This window comes from Stenotrophomonas maltophilia group sp. P373 (assembly GCF_053295075.1).
In genome coordinates this window covers 3,999,052-4,025,564 of record NZ_CM129994.1, presented here as the reverse complement: position 1 = coordinate 4,025,564, position 26,513 = coordinate 3,999,052, and the positions used below count along the sequence as shown (strand labels likewise).

The 26,513-nt window shown below is 67.0% G+C and carries 23 protein-coding genes; 18 read left to right on the top strand and 5 right to left on the bottom strand.

Going from position 1 to position 26,513, the window contains the following annotated elements; genetic code table 11:
* The first annotated feature begins 97 nt into the window (after nucleotides 1-97).
* From ACSYHF_RS18660 to ACSYHF_RS18610, 11 genes are all read left to right on the top strand, one after another.
* Nucleotides 98-1,417, top strand: a complete 1,320-nt coding sequence (locus ACSYHF_RS18660; RefSeq protein WP_262220995.1) for an amidohydrolase — start codon at nucleotides 98-100, stop codon at nucleotides 1,415-1,417.
* 491 nt (nucleotides 1,418-1,908) lie between these two features.
* Nucleotides 1,909-2,727, top strand: coding sequence for an NADPH-dependent 7-cyano-7-deazaguanine reductase QueF (gene queF, locus ACSYHF_RS18655; RefSeq protein ID WP_171956161.1), 819 nt, complete (start codon nucleotides 1,909-1,911; stop codon nucleotides 2,725-2,727).
* A 125-nt stretch (nucleotides 2,728-2,852) separates the two neighbouring features.
* On the top strand, nucleotides 2,853-3,146 hold the full coding sequence (locus ACSYHF_RS18650; protein ID WP_005419771.1) for a LysM peptidoglycan-binding domain-containing protein: 294 nt from the start codon (nucleotides 2,853-2,855) through the stop codon (nucleotides 3,144-3,146).
* Nucleotides 3,147-3,189: 43 nt separating this feature from the next.
* Nucleotides 3,190-3,702: a hypothetical protein gene (locus ACSYHF_RS18645; RefSeq protein ID WP_005419769.1), complete on the top strand. Its 513-nt coding sequence runs from the start codon at nucleotides 3,190-3,192 to the stop codon at nucleotides 3,700-3,702.
* A gap of 357 nt (nucleotides 3,703-4,059) precedes the next feature.
* Complete coding sequence (locus tag ACSYHF_RS18640; RefSeq protein ID WP_338167748.1) at nucleotides 4,060-6,282, top strand: NADP-dependent isocitrate dehydrogenase; 2,223 nt, start codon at nucleotides 4,060-4,062, stop codon at nucleotides 6,280-6,282.
* A gap of 308 nt (nucleotides 6,283-6,590) precedes the next feature.
* Complete coding sequence (locus ACSYHF_RS18635) at nucleotides 6,591-7,556, top strand: hypothetical protein (RefSeq protein ID WP_447575919.1); 966 nt, start codon at nucleotides 6,591-6,593, stop codon at nucleotides 7,554-7,556.
* On the top strand, nucleotides 7,549-8,097 hold the full coding sequence (locus ACSYHF_RS18630) for a GTP-binding protein (RefSeq protein WP_111128664.1): 549 nt from the start codon (nucleotides 7,549-7,551) through the stop codon (nucleotides 8,095-8,097). Before ACSYHF_RS18635 ends, ACSYHF_RS18630 begins: the two co-directional genes overlap by 8 nt.
* Nucleotides 8,090-8,506, top strand: a complete 417-nt coding sequence (locus ACSYHF_RS18625) for a roadblock/LC7 domain-containing protein (protein WP_338167747.1) — start codon at nucleotides 8,090-8,092, stop codon at nucleotides 8,504-8,506. The genes ACSYHF_RS18630 and ACSYHF_RS18625 overlap by 8 nt, the downstream gene beginning before the upstream one ends.
* A gap of 53 nt (nucleotides 8,507-8,559) precedes the next feature.
* Nucleotides 8,560-8,919 (top strand): hypothetical protein, encoded by a 360-nt coding sequence (locus ACSYHF_RS18620; RefSeq protein WP_005419760.1) that lies wholly within the window; start codon nucleotides 8,560-8,562, stop codon nucleotides 8,917-8,919.
* A gap of 146 nt (nucleotides 8,920-9,065) precedes the next feature.
* Nucleotides 9,066-10,796 (top strand): bifunctional isocitrate dehydrogenase kinase/phosphatase, encoded by a 1,731-nt coding sequence (gene aceK, locus ACSYHF_RS18615; protein WP_338168193.1) that lies wholly within the window; start codon nucleotides 9,066-9,068, stop codon nucleotides 10,794-10,796.
* A gap of 80 nt (nucleotides 10,797-10,876) precedes the next feature.
* The gene (locus ACSYHF_RS18610) at nucleotides 10,877-11,779 is read left to right on the top strand and encodes a TonB-dependent receptor (RefSeq protein ID WP_065196831.1); all 903 of its coding nucleotides are present in this window, start codon (nucleotides 10,877-10,879) and stop codon (nucleotides 11,777-11,779) included.
* A 39-nt stretch (nucleotides 11,780-11,818) separates the two neighbouring features.
* On the opposite strand, the gene ACSYHF_RS18605 is transcribed toward ACSYHF_RS18610, so the two are convergent.
* The 3 genes from ACSYHF_RS18605 to trxA all read right to left on the bottom strand — a co-directional run bounded on the left by ACSYHF_RS18605 (nucleotide 11,819) and on the right by trxA (nucleotide 15,909).
* Nucleotides 11,819-13,393 (bottom strand): sensor domain-containing diguanylate cyclase, encoded by a 1,575-nt coding sequence (locus ACSYHF_RS18605; RefSeq protein WP_005419756.1) that lies wholly within the window; start codon nucleotides 13,391-13,393, stop codon nucleotides 11,819-11,821.
* Nucleotides 13,394-13,602: 209 nt separating this feature from the next.
* Nucleotides 13,603-15,351, bottom strand: a complete 1,749-nt coding sequence (gene rho / locus ACSYHF_RS18600) for a transcription termination factor Rho (protein WP_053498291.1) — start codon at nucleotides 15,349-15,351, stop codon at nucleotides 13,603-13,605.
* Nucleotides 15,352-15,579: 228 nt separating this feature from the next.
* Nucleotides 15,580-15,909 (bottom strand): thioredoxin, encoded by a 330-nt coding sequence (gene trxA / locus ACSYHF_RS18595; protein WP_005411275.1) that lies wholly within the window; start codon nucleotides 15,907-15,909, stop codon nucleotides 15,580-15,582.
* Between the two features lie 509 nt (nucleotides 15,910-16,418).
* On the opposite strand from trxA, the gene rhlB reads away from it, so the two are divergent.
* The 6 genes from rhlB (at nucleotide 16,419) to rpoH (ending at nucleotide 22,601) form a co-directional block, all read left to right on the top strand.
* On the top strand, nucleotides 16,419-18,134 hold the full coding sequence (rhlB, locus tag ACSYHF_RS18590) for an ATP-dependent RNA helicase RhlB (RefSeq protein ID WP_338168192.1): 1,716 nt from the start codon (nucleotides 16,419-16,421) through the stop codon (nucleotides 18,132-18,134).
* A gap of 115 nt (nucleotides 18,135-18,249) precedes the next feature.
* Nucleotides 18,250-18,936: a cell division ATP-binding protein FtsE gene (gene ftsE / locus ACSYHF_RS18585; protein WP_005419728.1), complete on the top strand. Its 687-nt coding sequence runs from the start codon at nucleotides 18,250-18,252 to the stop codon at nucleotides 18,934-18,936.
* Between the two features lie 3 nt (nucleotides 18,937-18,939).
* The gene (gene ftsX, locus ACSYHF_RS18580) at nucleotides 18,940-19,887 is read left to right on the top strand and encodes a permease-like cell division protein FtsX (RefSeq protein WP_005419726.1); all 948 of its coding nucleotides are present in this window, start codon (nucleotides 18,940-18,942) and stop codon (nucleotides 19,885-19,887) included.
* A gap of 7 nt (nucleotides 19,888-19,894) precedes the next feature.
* The gene (locus ACSYHF_RS18575; protein ID WP_005411271.1) at nucleotides 19,895-20,737 is read left to right on the top strand and encodes a response regulator; all 843 of its coding nucleotides are present in this window, start codon (nucleotides 19,895-19,897) and stop codon (nucleotides 20,735-20,737) included.
* Complete coding sequence (gene ung / locus ACSYHF_RS18570; protein WP_005419723.1) at nucleotides 20,734-21,447, top strand: uracil-DNA glycosylase; 714 nt, start codon at nucleotides 20,734-20,736, stop codon at nucleotides 21,445-21,447. Before ACSYHF_RS18575 ends, ung begins: the two co-directional genes overlap by 4 nt.
* 278 nt (nucleotides 21,448-21,725) lie before the next feature.
* Complete coding sequence (gene rpoH / locus ACSYHF_RS18565) at nucleotides 21,726-22,601, top strand: RNA polymerase sigma factor RpoH (protein ID WP_005411269.1); 876 nt, start codon at nucleotides 21,726-21,728, stop codon at nucleotides 22,599-22,601.
* Between the two features lie 134 nt (nucleotides 22,602-22,735).
* Here the strand turns inward: rpoH and purD are convergent, their stop codons facing one another.
* The gene (purD, locus tag ACSYHF_RS18560) at nucleotides 22,736-24,019 is read right to left on the bottom strand and encodes a phosphoribosylamine--glycine ligase (protein ID WP_197598671.1); all 1,284 of its coding nucleotides are present in this window, start codon (nucleotides 24,017-24,019) and stop codon (nucleotides 22,736-22,738) included.
* A 61-nt stretch (nucleotides 24,020-24,080) separates the two neighbouring features.
* Nucleotides 24,081-25,664: a bifunctional phosphoribosylaminoimidazolecarboxamide formyltransferase/IMP cyclohydrolase gene (gene purH / locus ACSYHF_RS18555; protein WP_134955851.1), complete on the bottom strand. Its 1,584-nt coding sequence runs from the start codon at nucleotides 25,662-25,664 to the stop codon at nucleotides 24,081-24,083.
* Between the two features lie 208 nt (nucleotides 25,665-25,872).
* Between purH and ACSYHF_RS18550 the strand changes: the two genes are divergently transcribed.
* Nucleotides 25,873-26,490 carry a CDP-alcohol phosphatidyltransferase family protein gene (locus ACSYHF_RS18550; RefSeq protein ID WP_065178833.1) on the top strand — a complete coding sequence of 206 codons (618 nt, stop codon included), beginning with the start codon at nucleotides 25,873-25,875 and terminating at the stop codon, nucleotides 26,488-26,490.
* The last annotated feature ends 23 nt before the right edge of the window (nucleotides 26,491-26,513 follow it).

Below are 26,513 nucleotides of genomic sequence, written 5' to 3'. Positions count from 1 at the left end.
ATGGGACGGGCGCTAAGACCGGATGCGGCACCGGAGGTTCCCGTGGCGCCGGTGTTGCCCTACATTCAGCTGGAACCCTCTTGCTGTGGAGATTGCGATGCGCCGTTCGCTGCTGCTGTCCGCCCTGCTGCTGGCCCTGCCGGCGCTTGCCCATGCCCAGGACGGGCAACGCCCCGAAGTGACCGCCGCCGCGCAGCGGCTGCAGGCCCAGGTGGTCGAATGGCGTCGTGACTTCCACCAGCACCCGGAGCTGTCCAACCGCGAGGCGCGCACCTCGGCCGAGGTCGCCAAGCGCCTGCGTGCGATGGGCCTGAAGCCGAAAACCGGCATCGCCCACCACGGCGTGGTGGCGATCATCGAAGGCGGCAAGCCAGGCCCGAAGATCGCGTTGCGCGCGGACATGGACGCGTTGCCGGTGACCGAGCAGACCGGTCTGCCGTTCGCCTCCAAGGCCACCGACCAGTACCGCGGGCAGACCGTGGGCGTGATGCATGCCTGTGGCCACGACGCGCATACCGCCACCCTGCTCGGCGTGGCCGAAGCGCTGGTATCAATGAAGAAGGACCTGCCGGGCCAGGTGATGCTGATCTTCCAGCCGGCCGAGGAAGGCGCGCCGCCGCCGGAAGAGGGCGGTGCCGCACTCATGCTGAAGGAAGGGCTGTTCGCCGATTTCAAGCCGGAGGCCGTGTTCGGCCTGCATGTGTTCTCCAGCGTGCAGGCCGGCCAGATCGCTGTGCGCGGCGGCCCATTGATGGCCGCCTCGGATCGCTTCGGGATCAAGGTGATCGGTCGCCAGACGCATGGCTCGGCACCGTGGAACGGTGTTGACCCGATCGTCGCCACCGCCGATCTGGTCGGCACCGCGCAGACCATCGTCAGCCGCCGCGCCAACCTGTCCAAGCAACCGGCGGTGCTGACCTTCGGCGCGATCAACGGCGGCATCCGCTACAACATCATTCCCGATGAAGTGGAGATGGTCGGCACCATCCGCACCTTTGACGAAGGCATGCGCCAGCAGATCTTTGCCGACCTGCGCAACGTGGCCGAGCACGCGGCCGCCGCGCACGGTGCGAAGGCGGTGACCGACATCTACGAGTCGGAGGGCAACCCGGCCACGGTGAACGACCCGGCGCTGACCGCGAAGATGCTGCCGAGCCTGCAGGCGGTGGTGGGCAAGGACAACGTGTACGAGCCGCCGCTGCAGATGGGCGCGGAGGATTTCTCGCTGTACGCGAAGGAAGTGCCGGGCATGTTCTTCTTCGTCGGCTCCACCAGCGTGGGCATCGACCCGGCGACGGCGCCGGCGAATCATTCGCCGAAGTTCCTGCTGGATGAGAAGGCGCTGGATGTGGGATTGAGGGCGTTGCTGCAGGTGAGCCTGGATTACCTGCACGGTGCCGGCACCCCGGCGGGGTGAGGGTTGCCGGCAGGGCTTGCAGCCCTGGGTACGCGACATCGCATGCGCGCTGTCGCTCCCACAGTTCGCTGCGCGAACGGTGGGCCCCCCTTACCAGCTTCCAGACCCCTGCCGCTTCGCGGCCGCCCCCTGACTCAGGGGGCTTTCCTCCAGACCCGATCCCGTGGCTTGCCGGTAGATCCACGCCATGCGTGGATGGCAGACATCGAAAATGTCCGAAGGATCGGATTTTGATTTTCTGATCTTTCCCGTGGTGGATCGGCGGCAGAAATGTGTCGGGGGGCCGGGCGGGTGGGGCTGGCGGGGTATCCGCGCCATGGATGGCGCGGCTAAGCCTCCAGGGACGGATTCACGGCGTCCCCGCCAGCCCCATCCGCCCGGCCCACTCCCGGGAATCCAGGCTTTCGACGACCCAACACCCCACCACGGAGGGGCTCCGCCGTTGGCCGGCCAGGCCGAAGGCCCTCCCTCCGCGCGATACAATGCGTCCCATGAACACCCCACAGGATTCCAGCCTCGGTCGCGAGGTCAGTTACCCGTCGCAGTACGATCCCGGCCTGCTGTTCCCGATCCCCCGTAGCGGTGCCCGCGTCGAGATCGGCCTCGATGACGCCGCGCTGCCGTTCGTCGGCCACGACCGCTGGCATGCCTTCGAGCTGAGCTGGCTCGATCCGCGCGGCAAGCCGCAGGTGGCCGTCGCCACCGTGCAGGTGCCGTGCACCTCGCCGCAGTTGATCGAATCGAAGTCGTTCAAGCTGTACCTCAACTCCCTCAACAGCACCCGCATCGACAGCGCCGAGGCACTGCGCGCGCGCATCGTGGCGGATCTGTCGGATTGCGCCGGTGCGCCGGTCCAGGTCGAGTTCGGCCTGCCGGGCCTGCGCGAGACGCCGCTCGGCGAGTCCATCGACGGGCTGGAACTGGAGATCGACTGCTACGGCCCGCCGCAGGCGGACTTCCTCGCCGCCGATGCGGGTGAGGTGGTGGAAGAGACCCTGGTCTCGTCGCTGCTGAAGTCCAACTGCCCGGTCACCGGCCAGCCGGACTGGGCCACGGTCAGCCTGCGTTACCGCGGGCCGAAGATCGATCGTGCTGGCCTGCTGCGCTATCTGGTCAGCTACCGCGAGCACGCCGAGTTCCACGAGCAGTGCGTTGAGCGGATCTTCAGCGAGGTGACTTCGCGCTGCCAGCCGCAGTGGCTGGAAGTGGAGGCCCGCTATACCCGCCGTGGTGGCCTGGATATCAATCCCTGGCGCGCCAGTCCCGGCATCGCCGCCCCGGCTGCGACCTACCGCGAGCTGCGGCAGTAACCGGTAGTGCCGGCTCCCCCGATTGTTCAGCCGCCCCGGGGGGCGGCTTCACATCTGCACCATCCCCATTTAACAACCGCCATGGCACCGTGCCAGTCACGTAGTCATGCAGACGGGAGTTGTGGATGAGTACCGAGAAGAAAGCCGATTTCTCCGGCGTCAGTGGCAGTGTCGACAGTACCGCCGAGCAGGTGCCGAAGGCGGACTTCTCCGGCGTCAGCGCTTCGGTGGACAGCACCGCGGACGTTGTCAGCGGCGGCACCTATACCGTGCAGAAGGGTGACTCGCTGTCGAAGATCGCCAAGCAGCATCTGGGCGACGCCAATGCCTGGAAGAAGATCTTCGAAGCCAACCGCGATGTGCTTGATGACCCGGACAAGATTTTCCCGGGCCAGACCCTGAAACTGCCGCCGAAGTAAGCCGGCCAGAACGCCGTCCGACAATCCCTGGGAGGAACCCCGAATGATCAAGACCACCCCGCTCCAGACCGCCCTGATCGCCGCCCTGCTGGGCAGCGTCGCCCTGGTCGGTTGCAAGAAGAAAGAAGAGTCGACCGACAACAATGCCGCTCCGGCAGCGACTGCTCCGGCCGAACCGGCGGCACCGGCCCCGATGACCGGCGCGCCGCCGCCGATGGCCGAAGCCGCCGCCGTCAGCGTCTCGTCGGTCACGGTCGGCAAGACCGCAGCCGCCGACAAGTCGGTTGCGACGGCGGCTTTGTTCGCGCCGAAGGACGACATCATCGTCTCGGTCAAGACCGACGGCGCCGCCAACAACGTCACCGTTGGCGCGAAGCTGACCTACCAGGACGGCCAGGTGGCCGGCGAACAGAATGCCACGCTGAACACCAGCGGTGCCGAAACCACCAACGTCACGTTCAAGAATGCAAAGGGCTGGCCGGCCGGCAAGTACCGCGCCGAAGTCACCGTCGATGGCAAGGCGGCCGGAACGCCGCAGGAGTTCGAGGTCAAGTAAGTCCAGCCGACTCTCTCCCGGCAGGGCTCACGATGGACGCAGCCGCGAGGCTGCGTCCTTTTTTGTTGTGCGATGGTCGGCTTCATCCACGCAGTGCGTGGATCCACTGATGCTGTGGGCGGGCTTCATCCAGGCGTGGATGGATCACAGCGTTGCCGGCATGCAGTACCGTCGCGTATGGCGTGGCTTTGCCCCGCGCGGCTGAAAACGCGACAATGCAGGGGTTTCCCCGCCGCGCGCCCACCCTGACGGCGACGGGGAAAGCGTGGGGCTCCGCCCCGCGCGCGACACGGTTGCACGTGGCCCGGCGCTGGCGCCGGCCTTCCCCTGAGCATTGCTACAGAGTCCAAGTCCCCCATGTCCAAGATTCTCTACACGCTGACCGACGAAGCACCGTTCCTGGCCACCCAGTCGCTGCTGCCGATCGTTGACGCCTACACCGCCACTGCCGGCATCGTGGTGGAAACCCGTGACATCTCGCTGTCCGGCCGCATCCTGTCGCAGTTCCCGGAACTGCTGTCCGACGCGCAGAAGGTCAGCGACGACCTGGCCGAGCTGGGCCAGCTGGCGACCACCCCGGACGCCAACATCATCAAGCTGCCGAACATTTCCGCCTCGGTGCCGCAGCTGAAGGCGGCCATCAAGGAACTGCAGGACCAGGGCTACCCGCTGCCGGATTACCCGGAAACCCCGGCCGACGACCAGCAGCGCGACTACAAGGCGCGCTACGACAAGGTCAAGGGCAGCGCGGTGAACCCGGTGCTGCGCGAAGGCAACTCCGACCGCCGTGCACCGCTGTCGGTGAAGAACTACGCGCGCAAGCACCCGCACCGCATGGGCGCCTGGTCGGCCGATTCGAAGTCGCACGTCGCGCACATGGCCGCCGGTGATTTCTACGGCAGCGAGAAGTCGGCCACCCTGGGCAACGCCGGTTCGCTGAAGATCACCTTCCATGGCAACGACGGCAGCACCGTCGTGCTGAAGGAAAAGACCGCGGTCAAGGCCGGCGAGATCGTCGACGTTGCCGTGATGAGCCGCAAGGCGCTGGCCGCGTTCCTCGGTGAGCAGATCGCCGATGCCAAGGCCCAGGGCGTGCTGTTCTCGCTGCACCTGAAGGCGACCATGATGAAGGTCTCCGACCCGATCATGTTCGGCGTGGCGGTCAATGAGTTCTACAAGGACGTGCTGGCCAAGCATGCCGACGTGCTCAAGCAGGCCGGTTTCGACGCCAACAACGGCATTGGTGACCTGGCTGCGCGCCTGCCGTCGCTGCCGGAAGCCACCCGTGCCGCGATCGAAGCCGACCTGGCTGCCGAGTACGCACAGCGCCCGGGCGTGGCCATGGTCAACTCGGACAAGGGCATCACCAACCTGCACGTGCCGAGCGACGTCATCGTCGACGCCTCGATGCCGGCGATGATCCGCGACTCCGGCAAGATGTGGAACGCCGAAGGCAAGCTGCAGGACACCAAGGCGGTCATTCCGGACCGCTGCTATGCCGGCGTGTACCAGGCCGTCATCGACGACTGCAAGGCGCGCGGCGCCTTCGACCCGGCCACCATGGGCTCGGTGCCCAACGTCGGCCTGATGGCACAGAAGGCCGAAGAGTACGGCTCGCACGACAAGACCTTCCAGATCGCTGCCGATGGCGTGGTCAAGGTCACCGACGACGCCGGCAACCTGGTGTTCGAGCACACTGTGGAAGCCGGTGACATCTGGCGCATGTGCCAGACCAAGGACGCGCCGATCCAGGACTGGGTCAAGCTGGCCGTCGAGCGTGCCCGCCTGAGCAGCACCCCGGCCGTGTTCTGGCTGGATGCCGCCCGCGCCCACGACGCGCAGGTCATCGCCAAGGTCGAGCAGTATCTGAAGGACCACGACACCAACGGCCTGGACATCCGCATCCTGCCGCCGGTGGAAGCCACCGCGTTCTCGCTGGACCGCATCCGCAAGGGCGAGGACACCATCTCGGTGACCGGCAACGTGCTGCGCGACTACCTGACCGATCTGTTCCCGATCATGGAGCTGGGCACCAGCGCCAAGATGCTGTCGATCGTGCCGCTGATGGCCGGTGGTGGCCTGTTCGAGACCGGCGCCGGTGGTTCGGCCCCGAAGCACGTGCAGCAGTTCGTCGAAGAGGACTACCTGCGCTGGGATTCGCTGGGTGAGTTCCTGGCCCTGGCCGCGTCGCTGGAACACCTGGGCAACCGCTATGACAACGCCGCCGCCCGCGTGCTGGCCAAGGCGCTGGACGAAGCCAACGGCCAGTTCCTGGACAACGACAAGTCGCCGTCGCGCAAGCTGGGTGGCATCGACAACCGTGGCAGCCACTTCTACATCGCCCTGTACTGGGCGCAGGCGCTGGCCGCGCAGGACGAGGATGCCGCGCTGAAGGCACGCTTCGCCCCGCTGGCCAAGGCGCTGACCGACAACGAGCAGAAGATCGTCGACGAGCTGATCGCGGTGCAGGGCAAGGCCGTGGACATCGGTGGCTACTACCGCCCGGACCTGGCCAAGGCCAGCAAGGCGATGCGCCCGAGCGCGACCTTCAACGCCGCGCTGGAGCAGCTGCGCGGCTGATCCTGCGCCGTTCGGTGTTGACACTGGAACCCGCGCTTCGGCGCGGGTTTCTTTTTTGGCTCCGGGGTCAGATCCCTTTTGCATGGCAAAAGGGATCTGACCCCAGGCGATGAAACCGTGACATCCGTCAGCTGTCGGACCGCCGTCAACGGGGCATGAAACTTGCCCGCGATGGCTGTCGCAGAACCGACAGAAGGGGGCGTGCAACCGCCTTCAATCTGAGCAGTCGATCACGACGGTCTTCGTCGGCAATATCCTAGCCTTGGCGACGCGAGACCACCGGGGAGGTGGTCGCTCGGGGAACACAGATGGCACGCGTGCTGGTAGTGGGAACCGATATCCAGGGCGAGCAGGCCCTGCTGCAACGGCTGCGCCTGGCGTCGGCACTGCCGGACGGCCAGGTCCGCCGCAGCCGGGACCTGGACGATTGCGACCTGCTGGTCATCCGCGATACCCCGGCACTGCGTAACACGGCCCAGCGCATGCGCCAGCAACGACCGCGCCTGCAATGCTGGATAGAGGACAACGGCGGCCAACTGCGCGACGGCGACGGACAGCAGGATGTGCTCGACGACGGTGCCATCGGCCGCGCGCTGCGTCGCATGCAGTTGGCACCGGAGCCCCTGGCCATGCCCGCACCCGCACTGATACGTCTGGCCGATGGCGCACACGCCATCACCCGCCTGCTGCGCGAGCGGTTGCCGCTGCGCCATGGCCAGGCACTGTTGAGTGATGCGGGCGAACCTTTGCTGTTGATGGATCTGGAGCACGACCAGGCCGTGCTGTTGCAGGAACCCGCGAGCGCGCTGGTGGAGCGCCTGGCCGATGCTTTCGAACGCCTGCAGCTGGATGCACTGACGCCAGCGCGCCTGCAGGCGCTGGCTGGTGAGCGACCACGCCAGCCGCTGCGGCCGCTGTTGTGGCAATGGGCGCAACGCAGCCGCCACTGGCAGGCATTGGACGAACGCCTGCGCGGCGCTTCGGTGAAGCTGCTGCGCTGGCCGGATTTCCGCGTACTGGGGCACGACCACGATGGTTTCCGCCTGTGCTCGTTGCTGCTCAAGCGCGCCTGTACGGTTGAAGAATGCGCGATGCTGCTTGAGCTGCCGGCGGCGGCCGTTCGCGATTTCATCCACGCGGCCTACCTGTGTGGCTACGCGCAGCTGCAGGCCGCCCCCGCGGCGGCGATGATGGCGACCGGTGGCACCCGCACCGACAACGGATTGCTTGCCCGCCTGTGGCGGCATCTGCGCGGGAGTGAGCGCAATGCGTGAGCACAAGGTGGTGGTGCTGGGCGGCATGGGCAGCGGAAAGTCGACGCTGGTGCGCAGCATTGCTGCGGGCGCAGTGATCGATACTGATGTGGCCAACAGTGATCGTTTCGGGGCCGACAAGGCCTCCACCACCGTCGCGCTGGACTATGCGGACATCGGCCTGCCCAACGGAGAACGCCTGCGTCTGTACGGAACGCCCGGCCAGCAGCGTTTCGATTTCCTGTGGCCGATCCTGCTGCAGGGTGCACGGGGCGCGGTGCTGCTGCTGGACGCACGTCGCGCCGGCATTGCCAGCGAGCTGCAGGACTACCTGCAGGTGCTGCAGCCGTTCGCATCATCCCTGGCACTGGTCGTGGCCGTCACCCACCTGGACCAGGCACCACAGGCGGCGCTGGATGACTGGGCCACGCACGCCTGCCTCGACGACCAGCCGCTGCCGTTGCTGGCCGTCGATGCCCGTGACCGCGAACAGGGACTGCTGCTGATGGATGTACTGATGAGCGAAATGGAAGCGCACGCATTGGTGGCCGCGTATGGGTGACGGGCAGATGGCGGTACTGCCCGATGCGGGCCAGCGTGAGCGCCTGCAGCCGCTGCTGCAGGACCTGCAGCAGCGGGTGGAAGGCGTCCGCACGGTGGTGCTGGCCAGCGTCGATGGTTTTGCCCTGGTCAGCGCCGGTGCCGAAGGGCGCGGCGAACGGCTGGCGGCGATGACCAGCGCGATGCTGGCGTTGGCCGCAGCGGTGGGGCGCGAACTGCTGCTGGGCGATCTGCAGACGCTGATGCTGGAAGCGATGGGCGGGAAGGTCCTGATGCTGGCGATCCAGGCCGAGGGAGGTGCACCGCTGCTGCTGATGGCGGCCTGCGACCAGCGCAGCGTGATCGGCCAGGTGCTGTGGCAGAGCAGGGAATGTGGCCAGGCGATCCTGGCCGAACTCGGCGGATCGTGAGCCCGGCCGCAGGGGAACGAGGGGCTCGAACCAACATCGACAAGGGGTGCGACGTGGCTGGATTGAATGAATCGTTGAACGCACTGATGGGCATCGACGGCGCGCAGGCAGTGGCGCTGGTCGACTACGAAAGCGGCATGCTGCTGGGCGAAGCCGGTGCCGGCATGGACATGGAGGTGGCCGCCGCCGGCAACACCGAAGTGATCCGGGCCAAGATGAAGACCGCTGCCTCGTTGAACCTCAATGACAGCATCGAGGATATCCTGATCTCGCTGGGCAAGGCGTACCACATCATGCGACCGGTCGCGAAGAAGAAGGGACTGTTCTTCTACATCGTGCTGGACCGGACCAAGTCCAACCTTGCACTGGCCAGACGCAAGGTGCAGGACGTGGAGGCCGAACTGGCGATCTGAGCCGGTAGTGCCGGCCGCTGGCCGGCGTCTGCATCGATCCATCGACGGTCCAGGTGCTGCCGGCCAGCGGCCGGCACTACCTTCGCACTCGACGCCATTGCACACGCCAGCGTATGGTGAAGCCGGTCCTCCCGGATGAGTCCTGCATGTCCGAGCCTGATATCGATGACGAGCTGGCGTCGCGCATCGCTGGCGCCATCCACGCTGGCTTCGAGCAGTACCACGCCCGCTTTGCGGCGATCACCGCTCGTGCGCGGCAGCGTTTCGAGCAGCGCGACTGGGCGGCTGCGCGCCAGGATGCAGTCGAGCGCATCGCGCTGTACGACCTGTGCATAGCCGAACAGATGGATGCACTGCGGCGCCTTGCCGGCGAAGCAATCGGGGAGCGCGCATTGTGGCTGCAGGTGCATGCACGCTACAGCGCATTGCTGCGGGGGCTGATCGATGCCGAACTGTACAAGACCTTCTACAACACGCTGTCGCGGCGCTTGTTCTCCACCCGTGGCGTGGACCCGGCGCTGGAGTTCATCGCCTTTGACGTCGAGCCGTCCGATGCGATCACCCATCCGGTTGCGCGGCATACCTACGCGGTTTCACCCACGCGGCCGGTGGGGGCCCTGCAGCGCGTGTTGGCCGATTACCGCTTCGACATTCCGTATGCGCACCAGCTGCGCTGCGCGGCGGCCATCGCCGTGCGCCTGCAGGACGATCTGGCCCACTGGGGCGATACGCCGGTGCGCAGCATCGAGCTGCTCGACACCGTGTTCTATCGCGAGCGCCGCGCCTATCTGGTGGGCCGCGTGTTCGGCGAGCACCGCTTCTCACCCTGCGTGATCGCACTGGTCAACGATGAGCGTGGACTGCGTGCCGACGCGGTGCTGACCCGGCGCCGCGACGTCGCCCATCTGTTCGGCGTGTCTCGCAGCTATTTCCAGGCCGACCTAGCCACGGTGGGCGATGCGGTGGTGTTCCTGCGCAGCCTGCTGCCGGGCAAGCCCATCGATGAGATCTACACCGTGCTGGGCCGTGCCAAGCAAGGCAAGACCGAGCGCTACCGCACCTTCTTCCGCCACTTCAACGAACATCCGCAGGAGCGGCTGGTGCCCGCCGAAGGCACGCCGGGCATGGTCATGGCGGTGTTCACCCTGCCCAGCTATCCGCTGGTGTTCAAGCTGATCCGCGACCGCTTCGCCTGGCCCAAGGCGATGTCGCGGCGGCAGGTGGAAGAGAAGTACGCGCTGGTGTTCAACCTCGACCGTGTCGGCCGCCTGCTCGATGCGCAGCCGTATCGCCACCTGCGCTTCCCGCGCGATCGCTTCGCACCGGCCTTGCTGGAGGAGTTGCTGCAGCAATGCGCGCAGACCGTGCGGGTCGATGGCGACCATGTGGAAGTCGCACTGTGCTACGTGCAGCGCCGTTTCCGGCCATTGAATCTGTACCTGCGCGAGCAGGGGGGCGAGGCGGTGCGCGCAGCGGTACTCGACTATGCGCAGGCGATCACCGACATGGCGCGCAACAACATCTTCCCCGGCGACATGCTGCCGAAGAACTTCGGCGTATCGCGGCATGGCCGGGCCGTGTTCTACGACTACGACGAGCTGTGCCTGGTCAGCGACTGCGTGTTCCGCGCATGGCCGCAGCCGCGTACGCCGGAGGAAGCCATGGCCGATGAACCCTGGTTCCATGTCGGTCCACGCGACGTGTTTCCCGAGCGCTTCGGCCCGTTCATGGGCCTGCCCGCCAGCGAACTGGCGGCGGTGAGGGAGCACTACCGGCACCTGTTCGATCCGGCGTGGTGGCAGGACCTGCAGGCGCGCTTCGCCGAGGGGAACTATCCGGATACGCCGCCCTACGCGGCGGCCCATCGCCTGGCCTGAACGGCGTGGCGTGAAGCACGTGCCGGTCCGGTCAGGACTGCGGTACGCTCGGTGCTCACTTCATCACCACGGATCCGGCAATGATGCGTTCCCCCCTGTTCCTTGCGCTGGCCCTGGCGTTCTCCGCAGGTGCCCCGCTGCTGCCATCCGAGGCCGTCGCCCAGAACGCGCGCGCCGTGCGCGCCACCGCCGAGATGAGCATGGCGCTGTCGGGCAGTATCGATGTGGCGGCCGACGGCTCGGTCAGCGCGCTGGTCCTGGACCAGCAGGCGATGCTCGCACCGGGTATTGCATCGTTCGTGGAGGGCACCATCCGTGGATGGCAGTTCGAGCCGACGCTGCGCGATGGCAAGCCGGTGGCGGTCCACGCACCACTGCGGGTGCGCCTGCGTGGCAAGCAGCAGGACGACGGCAGCTACCAGGTCAGCATGACCAGTGTCGACTTCAGTGAGTATGACCCGAAGGCTACCGATTCGGTGACCCGGAAGAACATGCCGCCACCGCGCTACCCCGAGGATGTCTTCCGCAGTGGCGGGCAGGGTGATGTGCTGCTGCTGGTCAAAGTGGCCCGCGACGGGACCGTGGCCGACGTCATTGCCGAACAGGTGAACATGACCGTGGTCGCGCCGGAGCGGACCCTGGCCAAGATGCGCGACCTGCTCGCCAAGGCCAGCATCAGCGGCGCGCGCAAGTGGACCTTCGTCCCGCCCACGACCGGCGAGAACAGCACGCGCGACTTCTGGACCGTACGCGTGCCGGTGAACTTCGCCCTGAACAGCGACACCGGCAGCAACGGCAATGCCCAGCCGGAGCGCTATGGCCGCTGGCGTGCCTACATCCCCGGCCCGCGCCAGGCCGCACCGTGGCGCAAGCCGGATGCCGTCGAACAGGTGGGCAGTGATCTGCTGCCTGCCGGGGGCGTGTACATGGTCGATGGCACCCAGCGCGGCCTGCGCCTGCTGACACCGTTGGCGCAGCGCTGAGCCCGGCGCGGTGAAGCGGTCGGCCAGGCCGGCCGCTTTTCAGTCCGCGTACGGGTAGACCACCACCCGGTTGCGGCCCTGTTCCTTGGCCATGTACAGGGCCTTGTCGGCCAGCCGCAGTGCCTGCTCGGCATCGACGTGGAAGCTGGGGAAGTGGGCCACGCCCAGTGACACGGTGATGGTGCCGACCGGCTCGAACGGATGATCGGCGATGTGCTGGCGCAGGCGCTCGCCGGCCTGGCGCGCAGAGTCGGTGCTGATGCCCGGCAACAGCAGCAGGAATTCCTCGCCGCCGGCACGGCAGAGGATGTCGCTGTCGCGCGAGTAGCGGCGCATCTGGTCGGCGATATGGACGATGGCCGCGTCGCCGACGTCATGGCCATGGCTGTCGTTGATCGATTTGAAGCGATCGATGTCCAGCGCCAGGATCGCGAACGGAATGCCCTGCACCTGCAGCGCATCCAGCGCCTGCTGCAGGCCGCGGCGATTGAGCAGGCCGGTCAGCGGATCGGTACGGTTGGCGCGGCTGAGCGTGCCGATGCGGTCCTGCAGCGCGTTGAAGCTGTGCAGCACGGCCTGCTTGAGCTGGGCCACCTCGAAGTACCAGGCGCGGATGCCGCTGACGTGGCTGATCGCGTTGCCGGTGTCCTCGCCACCCTGCACGTTTCGCGCCAGCTGCCACAGCGGCATCGAGATGCGACGGGCGAACCACCAGGTGACCAGCAGTGACAGCAGGCCGAGCGGGATCGCATTCCAGATCACCGCGGTCATCAACCGTGACAATGGCTGCAGCGTGGCCTCGGTCGGCCGCTGGGCGATGATGCCCCAGCCGGTGGCCGGCACCGGTGCATAGCCGGCCAGCATCGACACGCCCAGGTTGTTGCGGACCTGCTGCGCACCGCGTTCACCGCGCACGACTGCCTTCACCGCCGGGTTGCCGACCACGTAGTCGCCGACCCGCTTGCCATCGGCGTGGTACAGCAGGCGGCCATTGCGGTCCACCACGTACAGGTACGAGCCGTCGCGGTAGTAGTGCTTGCCCAGCAGCGTGTGCAGCGCACTGCGCTGGCGCAGGTAGAGGGTGCCGCTGACGTAGCCGCGATAGCGGCCCTGGCGATCGAAGATCGGGTGCGACAGCGAGACCAGCAGCTTGCCGGTGGTCGACTGGTAGGGATCGCTGATCATCGGCTGGCGCGCGGCCAGTGCGGCGTTGTTGCCGGCACTGTGAAGGATCTCGCCCTGCAGCTGCAGGGTCTGCGGCGATGTGGCGATCACCAGGCCGTCGGCGTCGACCACCAGCGAGGAGTTGAAGCTGTTGGTCTGCAGCTGCAGTCGGCTGGCTTCATCCTGGGCCTGTGCCGGATCGAGATCATTCTGGCCGAGCCGGGTGGCGGCGTAGGCCAGCTCCTGCTGCGCGGCCAGCAGGAAATTCTGGGTGGTCTCGGCCAGCTTGGTGGCATAGACGCGGTTGGCTTCCAGGGTGTTGCCGACCAGTTGGTCGCGCTGCACGCGGTAACTGGCCAGCAGGGTATTGGCCAGGGCGATGATGGCGCTGAGCAGGGCCAGGGCGAGGATCAGCTTGCCCAGGTTGAGGCGGGGAGACAGCGTTCGCATGCGTCGACGGATCCGGCAGGAGGCTGGACCCGACCGGTTCTCCGGAAGGGGCGACAGCGGGAATCGGTGGCCACGCCCTTGGGGCCGGGCAGGGTATGGGGCGAATTATCGCCAAAAGTCAGCGGCGGCAAAGTGAAACAGGTCGCCCTGCAGCCAAAAAAAAACCTGCCGCAGCGGGCGGCAGGTTCTCTTCAATGCAATAGCGTGGATCAGCGCTTCATCGAACCGAAGAACTCGTCGTTGGACTTGGTGTTCTTCATCTTGTCCAGCAGGAATTCCATCGCGGCCATCTCATCCATCGGATGCAGCAGCTTGCGCAGGATCCAGATCTTCTGCAGCAGCTCCGGTTCGATCAGCAGGTCTTCGCGGCGGGTACCGGAACGGTTGATGTCGATGGCCGGGAACACGCGCTTTTCAGCGATACGACGGCTCAGGTGCACTTCGCTGTTGCCGGTGCCCTTGAACTCTTCGTAGATCACTTCGTCCATCTTCGAGCCGGTGTCGACCAGCGCGGTGGCGATGATGGTCAGGCTGCCGCCTTCTTCCACGTTGCGCGCGGCACCGAAGAAGCGCTTCGGCCGGTGCAGGGCGTTGGCGTCCACACCACCGGTCAGCACCTTGCCCGAGCTCGGCACCACGTTGTTGTAGGCGCGGGCCAGGCGGGTGATCGAGTCGAGCAGGATCACCACATCCTTCTTGTGTTCGACCAGGCGCTTGGCGCGCTCGATGACCATTTCGGCCACCTGCACGTGGCGCGCGGCCGGCTCGTCGAAGGTCGAGCTGATGACCTCGCCGCGCACGGTGCGCTGCATTTCGGTCACTTCTTCCGGGCGCTCGTCGATCAGCAGCACGATCAGGTGCACGTCCGGATGGTTGGTGGTAATGGCGGTGGCGACCTGCTGCATCATCATCGTCTTGCCGGCCTTCGGCTGCGACACGATGAGCGAGCGCTGGCCCTTGCCCTGCGGCGCCATCAGATCGAGGATGCGGCCGGTGATGTCTTCCGACGAACCGTTGCCACGCTCAAGGGTGAAGCGGCGGCGCGGGAACAGTGCGGTCAGGTTCTCGAACAGCACCTTGTTCTTCGACGCTTCGATCGGCTCGCCGTTGATGGTGTCGACGATGTTCAGCGCGAAGTAGCGCTCGCCGTCCTTCGGGAAGCGGATGCGGCCGGAGATGTGGTCGCCGGTGCGCAGGTTGAAGCGGCGGATCTGGCTGGGCGAGATGTAGGTGTCGTCAGGGCCGGCCAGGTAGCTGGCTTCGGCCGCGCGCAGGAAACCGAAGCCATCCGGCAGGATTTCCAGCACACCATCGGCGGCGACGCCGTCACCGTGGCGGGTCAGCACCTTCAGCAGGGCGAAGATCACGTCCTGCTTGCGGGCACGGGCCACGCCTTCGGAGATCTGCAGCTGCTCGGCGATTTCCAGCAGCTTCTGTGCCGGCATGCGCTTGAGGTCGCTCAGCGAGTACACCGGGAAGCCCTCGGGCACGTTGGCGTGCGGGCGCGGCACGAACGGCTGCTGCTCGCCGCCGTCATTGGACATGCCGTCGTCGCGGAAGCGATTGTTGCGGTCACGGTCGCGGCGGTTGCGGAAGCGGTCGCGTCGGTTGCCCTGACCTTGCCCCTGGCCCTGCTGGCCGTTCTGGTTGTACGGGTTCTGGCCCTGGTTCTGGCCACCCCCCTGGTGATTCTGCTGCCGCGGCTGGCCGGATTCGCGGCCCTCGCCACCCTCGCCACCGCCACTGCTGGCAGGGGCCTCGGCGGCGGGCGCGCTCGGCGCAGGTGCTGCGGCCGGCGCCGGTGCTTCGGGCGCGGCGGCCAGCGGCAGGGTCGGCTGCGCCGGAGCGGCGCTGGTTTCTGCGGCTGCCGGGGCGGCGGCCTTGCTCACGCGGGGCTTGCGCACGCGCTTTTCGGCGGGCGCATCAGCGCTGCCGGTTTCGGAAGTGTTATCGGACAAGAGCGTTATTCCTCGCTTGACGGTGCGAGCGCCCGGCTGGGGCGGCGAACGTTGGGAATGGGTCTGGAAGAAACTGCGTCCAGAGGGTGCGGCACGCGAACGCGGCCGGATATGCCGACACTATCATCGGCCTGCGGCGCCATGCAAGGGTCGCCGGGAACAGCATTCATCATGGGCGTGGTGCGCCCGCCGGCAGCCGCGCTCGGCGGCTGCCGGAGACCGGCAGGATCAGGCCAGGGCCTTGTCCAGCAGGCCGGCCAGCTGGGCCTTGCCCACTGCACCGATCTGCTCGCCGACCTTTTCGCCATCCTTGAACACGACCAGGTACGGAATCGAACGCACGTGGTACTTCGCGGCCAGCGCACGGTTGTGGTCAACGTTGACCTTGGCGATCTTGGCGCGGCCCTGGTAGGCATCGGCCAGCTCGTCCAGCGCCGGGGCGATCATCTTGCAGGGGCCACACCACTCGGCCCAGAAATCGACCAGCACCGGTTCCTTGGAATTCAGTACTGCGCTATCAAAGTCGGCGTCGCCGACATGTACAACCTTGTCGCTCATCTTGGTTTCTCGTCTTGGATTGCACCCGGCCATGCCGGAGGTGGGTGAACTGGGCCTTGCCCGGTGGCGCGACCCTCGTCGTTGCCTCGCGGCGCACTGCCGCGGTGCGTTCGGCGGGATGCCTGGACGCTCACGGCCGGCAGTGTACCCCTATCGCGGGGCAGGGACAGGCGCCGTCTGGAACCCAGCGTATCGTGATCGCTTCGATGCCCGGTATGTGTCGGATTTCACTGTCCTCCTGTACATGGGGCTGGCAGTGCGCGACACCAGCGCCCCAGACCGGGCCGTTCAAGTCCAGTGTGGCTGGGTGAAGGTGGCGTCTCCGGGTGCCGTGAGACACCGCATTCCGGTTTGCCTGCCCGAGTGCGTTAAACTGGGACATTGTGCGGCGCACGGACCGAGGGGTCCCGGCCTGCCAACCCGCCGCAGGGGCCGCAGTTTGCGACGGTTCCCCTAGACGCTGAAGTGCCAGCCGCCCCAAGGGCCGGCGGCCATACCAAGACGGACTCATGAGCGACAAACCGCTGACCGATTTGACCTTTTCCTCCTTCGAGCTGCATCCGGCCCTGCAGGCCGGCCTTGAAGGAGCCGGATTCACCCGCTGCACCCCGATCCAGGCGCTGACCCTGCCGGTCGCGCTGCCCGGTGGTGATGTTGCCGGCCAGGCCCAGACCGGTACCGGCAAGACCCTGGCCTTCCTGGTCGCTGTCGTGAACCGCCTGCTGACCCGTCCGGCGCTGGCCGACCGCAAGCCGGAAGACCCCCGCGCCCTGATCCTCGCCCCGACCCGCGAACTGGCCATCCAGATCCACAAGGATGCGGTGAAGTTCGGTTCCGACCTGGGCCTGCGTTTCGCGCTGGTCTACGGTGGCGTGGATTACGACAAGCAGCGCGAGCTGCTGCAGCAGGGCGTGGACGTGATCATCGCCACCCCAGGCCGCCTGATCGACTACGTCAAGCAGCACAAGGTGGTTTCGCTGCATGCCTGCGAGATCTGCGTGCTGGACGAAGCCGACCGCATGTTCGATCTGGGCTTCATCAAGGACATCCGCTTCCTGCTGCGCCGCATGCCGGAACGCACCATCCGCCAGACCCTGCTGTTCAGCGCCACCCTCAGCCATCGCGTGCTGGAGCTGGCCTACGAGCACATGAACGAGCCGCAGAAGCTGGTGGTCGAAGCCGAGACCATCACCGCTGCCCGCGTGCGCCAGCGCATCTACTTCCCGGCCGACGACGAGAAGATCCCGCTGCTGCTGGGCCTGCTGTCGCGCAGCGAAGGCGCGCGGACCATGGTGTTCGTCAACACCAAGGTGTTCGTCGAGCGCGTCGCCCGCTCGCTGGAGAAGGCCGGCTATCGTGTCGGCGTGCTGTCCGGCGATGTGCCGCAGAAGAAGCGCGAAAGCCTGCTCAACCGCTTCCAGAAGGGCCAGCTGGAAATCCTGGTGGCCACCGACGTCGCCGCGCGCGGCCTGCACATCGATGGCATCAAGTACGTCTACAACTACGACCTGCCGTTCGATGCCGAAGACTACGTGCACCGCATCGGCCGTACCGCGCGCCTGGGTGAAGAAGGTGATGCGATCAGCTTCGCCTGCGAACGCTACGCGATGGGCCTGCCGGACATCGAGGCCTACATCGAGCAGAAGATTCCCTCCGAGCCGGTCACCAAGGAACTGCTGACCCCGCTGCCGCGCCCGGAACGCCCGGCCCCGGCTGCAGGCGAGGAAGGCGAGGACAACGAAAGCGTCGGCCAGATCTTCCGTGAAGCGCGCGAAGCCCGCGCCGCCGAGGAAGAGCGTCGGGGTGGTGGCCGCAGTGGCGGTCGTTCCGGCAGTGGTGGTGGTCGTGGTGGCCGTGACGGCGAGCGCAGCGGCGAACGCCGTTCGCGCGGCCCGCGCAAGCCGCGCGTGGAAGGTGAGCAGGGCGCTGCCGCCCCGGTCGCGGGTGCTGAAGGTGCCGCTGCCCAGGCCCCGCGCCCGCCGCGCGCCGAAGGCGCACCGGAAGGTGCCGTGGATGGTGAGCACAAGCCGCGCAAGCGCCGTCGTCGTCGCCATGGCCGTCCGGTCGAGGGTGCCGAGGGCGTGCAGGCCAACGCCGGCAACGGCGCGAGCCCGGTGACCCCGGTGCAGGTGGTGGCCAAGCCGGTGCGTACCGCCGCCGATACCGGCGATTCGTTCCTGACCCGCATCGGCCGCAAGATCCGCCGGATGCTGTCGGGCAACTGATCCTGTAGCACCCGACCGTTGGTCGGGTGGCTTCATGGGCGTGCCGGCCAGCGGCCGGCACTACCGATCCCGTGACCATCTCCACGCCGTCGCGCCGGTCCTGCATAATCGGGGCATGAGTGTCCTGCGCTTCGACAATGTCAGCAAACAGTACGCCGGTGGCCACGAGGCACTGACCGATGTCAGCTTCGAGGTCGCGCCGGGCGAGATGCTGTTCGTCACCGGCCATTCCGGTGCGGGCAAAAGTACGCTGCTCAAGTTGATCCACCTCGACGAGCGGCCCAGCCGTGGCGCGGTGGTGTTCGACGAGCGCAACCTGCTGAAGGTGCGCGGCGGCGACGTGCCGCGCCACCGACGCGCGGTGGGGGCGGTCTACCAGGACCACCGCCTGCTGATGGACCGCTCGATTGCCGAGAACGTGGCGCTGCCGCTGATCCTGCGTGGTACCCGCCGTGGCGACATCAACAAGCGCGTGCGTTCAGTGCTCGAGCGCATGGGCCTGGGCCATCGTGAGAAGGCACTGCCCTCGCAGTTGTCGGCCGGCGAGCAGCAGCGCGTCGGCATCGCCCGTGCCATCGTCGGCGAGCCCAAGCTGCTGGTGGCCGATGAGCCGACCGGCAATCTCGACCCGACCCTGGCAGCGGAGATCATGGCCCTGTTCGCCGAGCTGCCCTCGCGCGGCACCAGCGTGCTGGTGGTCAGCCACGACCTGCCGCTGCTGCGCCGCATGCGCAAGCGCGTATTGATCCTCGACCACGGCCGGCTGGTGGATGACATCTCGCCGCAGGACCTGGCGGAGTAACCGATGGCGAAGAACGAAAACAGCGAAGCCGCCGCCCCGTCGCGCGTGGGCGTCTGGTTCCAGCACCACGTGCACAGCGTGGTGTTCAGCCTGGGCCGCGCCTGCCGCAAGCCGTGGGCGACCCTGCTGACCGTGATGGTCATGGCGCTGGCCCTGGCGTTGCCGCTGGGGCTGTCGATCGCGCTGGACAACCTCAAGCAGTTCGCCGGCAGCGTGCAGCAGTCGCGCGACATCAACGTGTTCCTGAAGGGCAACATCGATGGTCCCGGTGCGCTTCGCCTGGCCGGCCAGCTGCGCGACCGCGATGACGTGGCCGAAGTGAATGTGCGCACACCCGAGCAGGGCCTGCAGGAACTGCGCGATGCCGGCCTCGGTGAGGCGATCGATGCGCTCAACGACAATCCGTTGCCCTCGCTGCTGGTGATCACCCCGGGCCAGGGCAAGGACGACGCACGCCTGGCACGCGCGCTGGAAAGCCTGCCCGAGGCCGACCTGGTGCAGCACGATGCGCTGTGGCGCCAGCGCCTGGACGCCTGGCTGGCGTTCGGTGCACGGCTGGTGCAGGTGCTGTCGGTGCTGCTCGGCGTGGGCGCCGCGCTGGTGGTCGGCAACACGGTGCGCCTTGACATCCAGGCCCGTCGCGAAGAGATCGGCGTGCTGCAGCTGCTCGGCGCGAGCGATGGCTTCATCCGCCGCCCGTTCCTGTACCTGGGCGCGTGGTACGGTCTGGGCGCCGGCGCGGTAGCGCTGGCCCTGATCGGCGCCGCCGGTGCCGCCCTGCGCGTGCCGCTGGCCGAACTCTCGCGCAGCTACGGCAGCCCGTTCGTGCTGCATGGCCTGGACCTGCTGCACGGCGGCCTGGTCCTGGTCGGCACGCTGCTGCTGGGCTGGCTGGGCGCCTGGCTGGTGACCGGCCACTTCCTCCGCCAGACCCGCCCGACCGACACCTGAGACCGGCATGCAACCGCAAGCGCTGAAGCACCTTGAAGGGCCCGCGACGCGGGTGATGGTGGTCGATGGTTCGAAGCTGGTCCGCAAGCTGATCGCCGATGTCCTGCAGCGTGACCTGCCGGGCGTGGAGGTGATCGGCTGCGACAGCATCGAGGATGCGCAGCAGGCGCTGGCGCAAGGCCCGGTGGACCTGGTGACGACCTCGCTGACCCTGCGCGATGGCGACGGCCTGGCGCTGGCGCGGATGGTGCGCGAAGCCGCCGGCCAGGCCTATGTGCCGGTGATCGTTGTGTCCGGCGATGCCCAGCAGCACCTGGAGCAGCGTCGCTTCACCGAGTACGTCACCGACTATTTCGACAAGGCGCTGGGCCATGAGGCACTGGCGACCTTCATCCGTGGCTATGTGCAGCCGCAGACCATCCCCGGCGCCACCATCCTCTACATCGAGGACAGCCGCGTGGTGGCCGAGGCCACCAAGCGCATGCTTGAGCGGCAGCAGCTGAACGTACTGCACGTGGTCAGCGCCGAAGAGGCATTCACCCTGCTCACTGCCGAGTCGCTGGGCCGCAGCCGCCACCGCATCGACCTGGTACTGACCGATGTCACCCTGAAGGGCGAACTGAGCGGGCGCGACGTGGTGCAGCGCGTGCGCGTGGACTTCGGTTACGGCAAGCGCCGCCTGCCGGTGCTGGTGATGACCGGTGACGGCAACCCGCACAACCAGACCGGGCTGCTGCAGTCCGGTGCCAATGACCTGGTGCTCAAGCCGATCGAAGAGCGGCTGCTGGTCACCAAGGTGCTGTTCCAGCTGCGCCTGGCCCGATTGAACGATGGACCCCTGATTCGATGATGGATGAAGTAGCCGACACCCCGACGATCCAGCTGGAACCGAGCTGGAAGCAGCATGTCGGCGATTACCTGCTGCAGCCGCAGATGCGCGAGCTGTCCAGCTTCCTGCGCCAGCGCAAGGCCAGTGGCGCGGCGGTGTTCCCGCCCGGCCCGCAGATCTTCGCCGCGTTCGACGCCACGCCGTTCGAGCAGGTGAAGGTGGTGATCCTCGGGCAGGACCCGTATCACGGCCGCGGCCAGGCGCATGGCCTGAGTTTCTCGGTGCCGCCGGGCGTGCCGGTGCCGCCGTCGCTGCTGAACATCTACAAGGAGATCGAGAGCGATCTCGGCATCCCGCGCCCGGACCACGGCTGCCTGATTCCGTGGGCGCAACGTGGGGTGCTGCTGCTCAATGCCGTGCTGACGGTGGAAGAGGGCAAGGCTGGTGCCCACCAGGGACGTGGCTGGGAGGGCTTCACCGATCACGTGGTGGATGTGCTCAACCGCGAACGCGAAGGCCTGGTGTTCATGCTGTGGGGCGCCTATGCGCAGCAGAAGGGCAAGGTCATCGACACCCGTCGCCATCGCGTGCTGAAGTCGCCGCACCCGTCGCCGCTGTCGGCCCATCGTGGCTTCCTCGGCTGCCGGCATTTCTCGATGGCCAACGAGTACCTGCAGCGCCGCGGCCAGGCCCCGATCGACTGGTCGCTGCCGCCGCGTTCGGCGCTCTGAGCACCGTCGGGCTGCTGGGCCTGAACACCGGGCAACGTCTCCGGGCCTGAATGGGTCTGCAGAACGGCCCGTTCAGCTCCGCTTGACTGAAATCGGCCGGGTTCTGCCAGGTAATTGCTTGAATTCCAAGGGATTGTGAATCCCGAAAAGCATGCTCGCCACTGTCATCAAATCGCGCTACGGTAGGGCTCTGTTTGGGACCAGTGTTGCATCAATAGGATGCTGGAACTTTTTCCTCCTTTAGCAGTCCAAATCCCGGACTGCTAAGATGGGTGCCTATGAGCCAGAACACCTCTACTGCCCTTGTGGCAAACAATCTCCCGATTCCCAGTGCGCTCGGTTCGCTGGACGCCTACATCGGTGCCGTGCACCAGATCCCGGTGCTGTCGGTCGATGACGAACAGGACCTGGCCCGTCGCTTCCGCGACGGCAACGATCTGGACGCCGCCCGCGAGCTGGTGCATTCGCACCTGCGCTTCGTGGTGCACGTGGCCCGCGGCTACAACGGCTACGGCCTCGCGCTGGGCGACCTGATCCAGGAAGGCAACATCGGCCTGATGAAGGCGGTCAAGCGCTTCGACCCGGACATGGGCGTGCGCCTGGTCTCCTTCGCCGTGCACTGGATCCGTGCCGAAATGCACGAGTTCATCCTGAAGAACTGGCGCATCGTGAAGGTCGCCACCACCAAGGCGCAGCGCAAGCTGTTCTTCAACCTGCGCAAGTCGAAGACGCGCCTGGGCTGGATGAACGCGGCTGAAGTCAGCGCGGTGGCCAAGGACCTGAACGTGTCCGAGCGCGAGGTCATGGAAATGGAGTCGCGCCTGTCCGGTCGCGATATCGGTTTCGATGCGCCGACCGACGAGGACAACGAGCACGCCCCGCCGTCGCCGGCTGCGTTCCTGGTTGCCGATGACGAAGACCCGTCGATGGCCTACGAGCGCGAGGACAGCGAAGACAACCAGATGCAGCTGCTGCGCGAAGGCCTGGCCGAACTGGATGCGCGTTCGCGCGACATCATCCGTCGTCGCTGGCTGGATGCCGACAGCAAGGTGACGCTGCAGGAGCTGGCCGACGAGTACGGCGTGTCGGCCGAGCGCATCCGCCAGGTCGAGGCGAACGCGCTGAAGAAGATGAAGGCGCTGTTCACCGCGTAAGGCGGGATGGCGTTGAAGCTAGGAAAAGGCCCGGCATTGCCGGGCCTTTTCTTTTCGGTGGCGTTCTCATCCACGCATGGCGTGGATCTACCCAGTGTCAGTAGAGCCACGCCATGCGTGGCTGCGGCGCGGCCTCAGCCCTCGCGTGCGATCGCGCGCCAGCCGATGTCGGTGCGGTGGAACGCGTTGGCCCAGGTCACCTTGGCCACGCCGGCATAGGCATTGGCCTGTGCGTCGCGCACGCTGTCGCCCAGTGCGGCCACGCACAGCACGCGGCCACCGGCACTGACCACCTGGCCCTGCGCATCCAGTGCCGTACCGGCATGGAACACCTTGGCGCTGGCCGGCACGTCGCCCAGGCCGGAAATCACATCACCGGTGATCGGCGATTCCGGATACGGCCGGGCGGCCATCACTACGCCCAGCGACGGGCGCGGGTCCCAGTGCGCCTGCACCTGTTCCAGCCGGCCGTCGATGGCCGCTTCCATCAGCTCGACCAGGTCCGACTGCAGGCGCAGCATCACCGGCTGGGTTTCCGGATCGCCGAAGCGCACGTTGAATTCAATTACCTTCGGCGCGCCGCTGGCATCGATCATCAGGCCGGCGTAGAGGAAACCGGTGAACGGGATGCCGTCGGCGATCATGCCCTGCACGGTCGGGTTCACCACTTCGCGCATCACGCGTGCATGCACCTCCGGGGTGACCACCGGGGCCGGCGAGTACGCGCCCATGCCACCCGTGTTGGGGCCGGTGTCGCCGTCGCCGACGCGCTTGTGGTCCTGCGAGGTGGCCATCGGCAGCGCATGCACGCCGTCCACCATCGAAATGAAGCTGGCTTCCTCGCCATCGAGGAATTCCTCGATCACCACGCGGGCGCCGGCATCGCCGAACGCGTTGCCGGAGAGCATGTCACGCACTGCGTCTTCGGCTTCGGCCAACGTCATTGCGACGATCACGCCCTTGCCGGCGGCCAGGCCATCGGCCTTGACCACGATCGGTGCGCCCTTCTCGCGGATGTAGGCCAGGGCAGCGTCCACGTCGGTGTGCACGGCATAGAACGCGGTGGGGATGTTGTGGCGGGCCAGGAAGTCCTTGGCGTAGGCCTTGCTGCCTTCCAGCTGCGCGGCGGCGGCGGTCGGCCCGAAGATGCGCAGGCCGGCGGCGCGGAAGCGGTCGACCACGCCGGCCACCAGCGGTATTTCCGGGCCGACCACGGTCAACGCCACGCCTTCGGCCTGGGCCAGCGCCAGCAGGCCGTCGATATCGGTCACCTTCACCGCCACGTTGCGGCACTTGTCTTCGCTGGCGGTACCGGCGTTGCCGGGCGCCACGATCACGTCGGTGACACGGGAGGACTGAGCCAGCTTCCATGCCAGGGCGTGTTCGCGGCCGCCGGAGCCGATGACGAGGATCTTCATGGGACAGGGTTCTCGGATACGGAAAAGAAAAGCCGGGCAGGGCCCGGCTTGGTGATGCGGATCAGTGGCGGAAGTGGCGCACGCCGGTGAACACCATGGCCAGGCCATGTTCGTCGGCGGCGGCGATCACTTCGGCATCGCGCATCGAACCGCCCGGCTGGATGACCGCCTTGATGCCGGCGGCAGCGGCGGCATCGATGCCGTCGCGGAACGGGAAGAACGCATCGGAGGCCATCACCGAACCCTCGACCACCAGGTTCGCGTCGGCGGCCTTGATGCCGGCGATGCGGGCCGAGTACACGCGGCTCATCTGGCCGGCGCCGACACCGATGGTGCGGTTGTCCTTGGCATAGACGATCGCGTTGGACTTCACGAACTTGGCCACCTTCCAGGCAAACAGCAGGTCGCTGAACTGCTTGTCGGTCGGCGCCAGCTTGCTGACCACCTTCAGCTCGTCGCGGGTCATGCCGCGGTTGTCCGACGACTGCAGCAGCAGGCCCGAGCCGACGCGCTTGCTGTCGAAGTTGTTCAGGCCGTCGCCATGCGGGATGCGCAGCACGCGTACGTTGGCCTTCTTCTGCGCGTATTCCAGCGCGGCCGGCTCGTAGTCCGGGGCAATCAGCACTTCCACGAACTGGCGGTCCAGGATCACCTTGGCGGTGGCGGCGTCCAGCGGCTTGTTGAAGGCGATGATGCCGCCGAAGGCGCTGGTCGGGTCGGTGGCGTAGGCCAGCTCGTAGGCATCGCCGTTGCCGGCGCCGACGGCCACGCCGCACGGGTTGGCGTGCTTGACGATGACGCAGGCCGGCGCATCGAACTGGCGCACGCATTCCCACGCCGCATCGGCATCGGCCAGGTTGTTGTAGCTCAGCTCTTTGCCCTGTAGCTGCTGGAAGGTGGCCAGCGTGCCCGGCACCGGGTACAGGTCGCGGTAGAACGCGCCGCTCTGGTGCGGGTTCTCGCCGTAGCGCAGGTCCATCACCTTCACGAAGGTGGAGTTCATCTGCGCCGGGTATTCGGCACGGGCCGGCACGGCGGCGTCGGTGGCGGTGACCGCTGACAGGTAGTTGCTGATCGCCGCATCGTACTGGGCGACGCGGTTGAACGCGGCCACCGAGAACGCGAAGCGGGTGGCAGCCGTCAGCTGGCCGTTGTTGGCCTCCAGCGAGGCCAGCAGCTCGGGGTACTGCGACGGGTCGGTGGCCACTGCCACGCGGGCGAAGTTCTTGGCCGCCGAACGCAGCATGGCCGGGCCGCCGATGTCGATGTTCTCGACCGCGTCGGCCAGGGTGCAGTCGGCCTTGGCGGTGACCGATTCGAACGGGTACAGGTTCAGCACCAGCAGGTCGATGGCGCCGATGCCGTGCTCGGCCATCACCGCGTCATCCAGGCCGGAGCGGCCCAGCAGGCCGCCGTGCACCATCGGGTGCAGGGTCTTGACCCGGCCGTCCATCATTTCCGGGAAACCGGTGACCTCGGCCACGTCCTTCACTGCCAGGCCCGCCTCGCGGATCGCCTTGGCGGTGCCGCCGGTGGACAGCAGCTCCACGCCGCGTGCCGCCAGCGCAGTGGCCAGCTCGACCAGACCGGTCTTGTCGGAAACGGAGAGGAGGGCCCGGCGGACGGGCAACAGATCAGCAGTCATGGGACAGAATCGGCAGCGGAGCGGGGCCGATATTGTAGGCGGTGGCGGCCGGTGGCGGGCGCTGGTGGTGGCAATCAACCCGCACCGATGGCCTGTGGCCGCCTTCAGCACCGTCTGGTCGGGGGCGGTCCGCAATCAATTCCATGGGGCACGCTGCCCCAATCGGGTAGGCTGTGCGGGAACTGCCAAGGATCAGCGGGTTCGGATCGTGTCGATCTATGCATTGAAAGGACGTTTTCAGGACCTCCTGCGTCCGGCCGTACGCGGCCTGTACCGCATGGGGATCACCGCCAATGCGGTGACCGTGGCCGCTGCCGTGGTTTCGCTGCTGGTGGCCGGCGCCGTCTGGTGCTGCGCGCCGGCTCAGCCATGGCTGTACCTGCTGCTGCCGCTGTGGATGCTGCTGCGCATGGCGCTCAACGCGGTGGACGGCATGCTGGCCCGCGAATTCGGCCAGCAGTCGCGGCTGGGTGCCTATCTGAACGAATTGTGCGATGTGATCGCCGATGCGGCGCTGTACCTGAGCCTGCTCAGCGTGCCGGGCGTGCGCCCGGAGCCGCTGTGGCTGCTGGCCTGGACCGCGGCGCTGAGCGAATACGCTGGCGTGCTGGGGCTGATGGTCGGCGCCAGCCGCCGCTATGACGGCCCGATGGGCAAGAGCGACCGCGCCTTCGTGATCGGTGCGCTGGGCCTGCTGCTGGCGTTTGAGTGGGTTGGCGCGTTGACGGTCACGGGCGTGGCCGCGGCCATGGCGGTGCTGTGCGTGCTGACGATGATCAACCGGGTCCGTCGCGGACTGCGGGAAACCGCAGTTTCGCCAAATTAATCAAGCAGATAGAAAAAGACAAT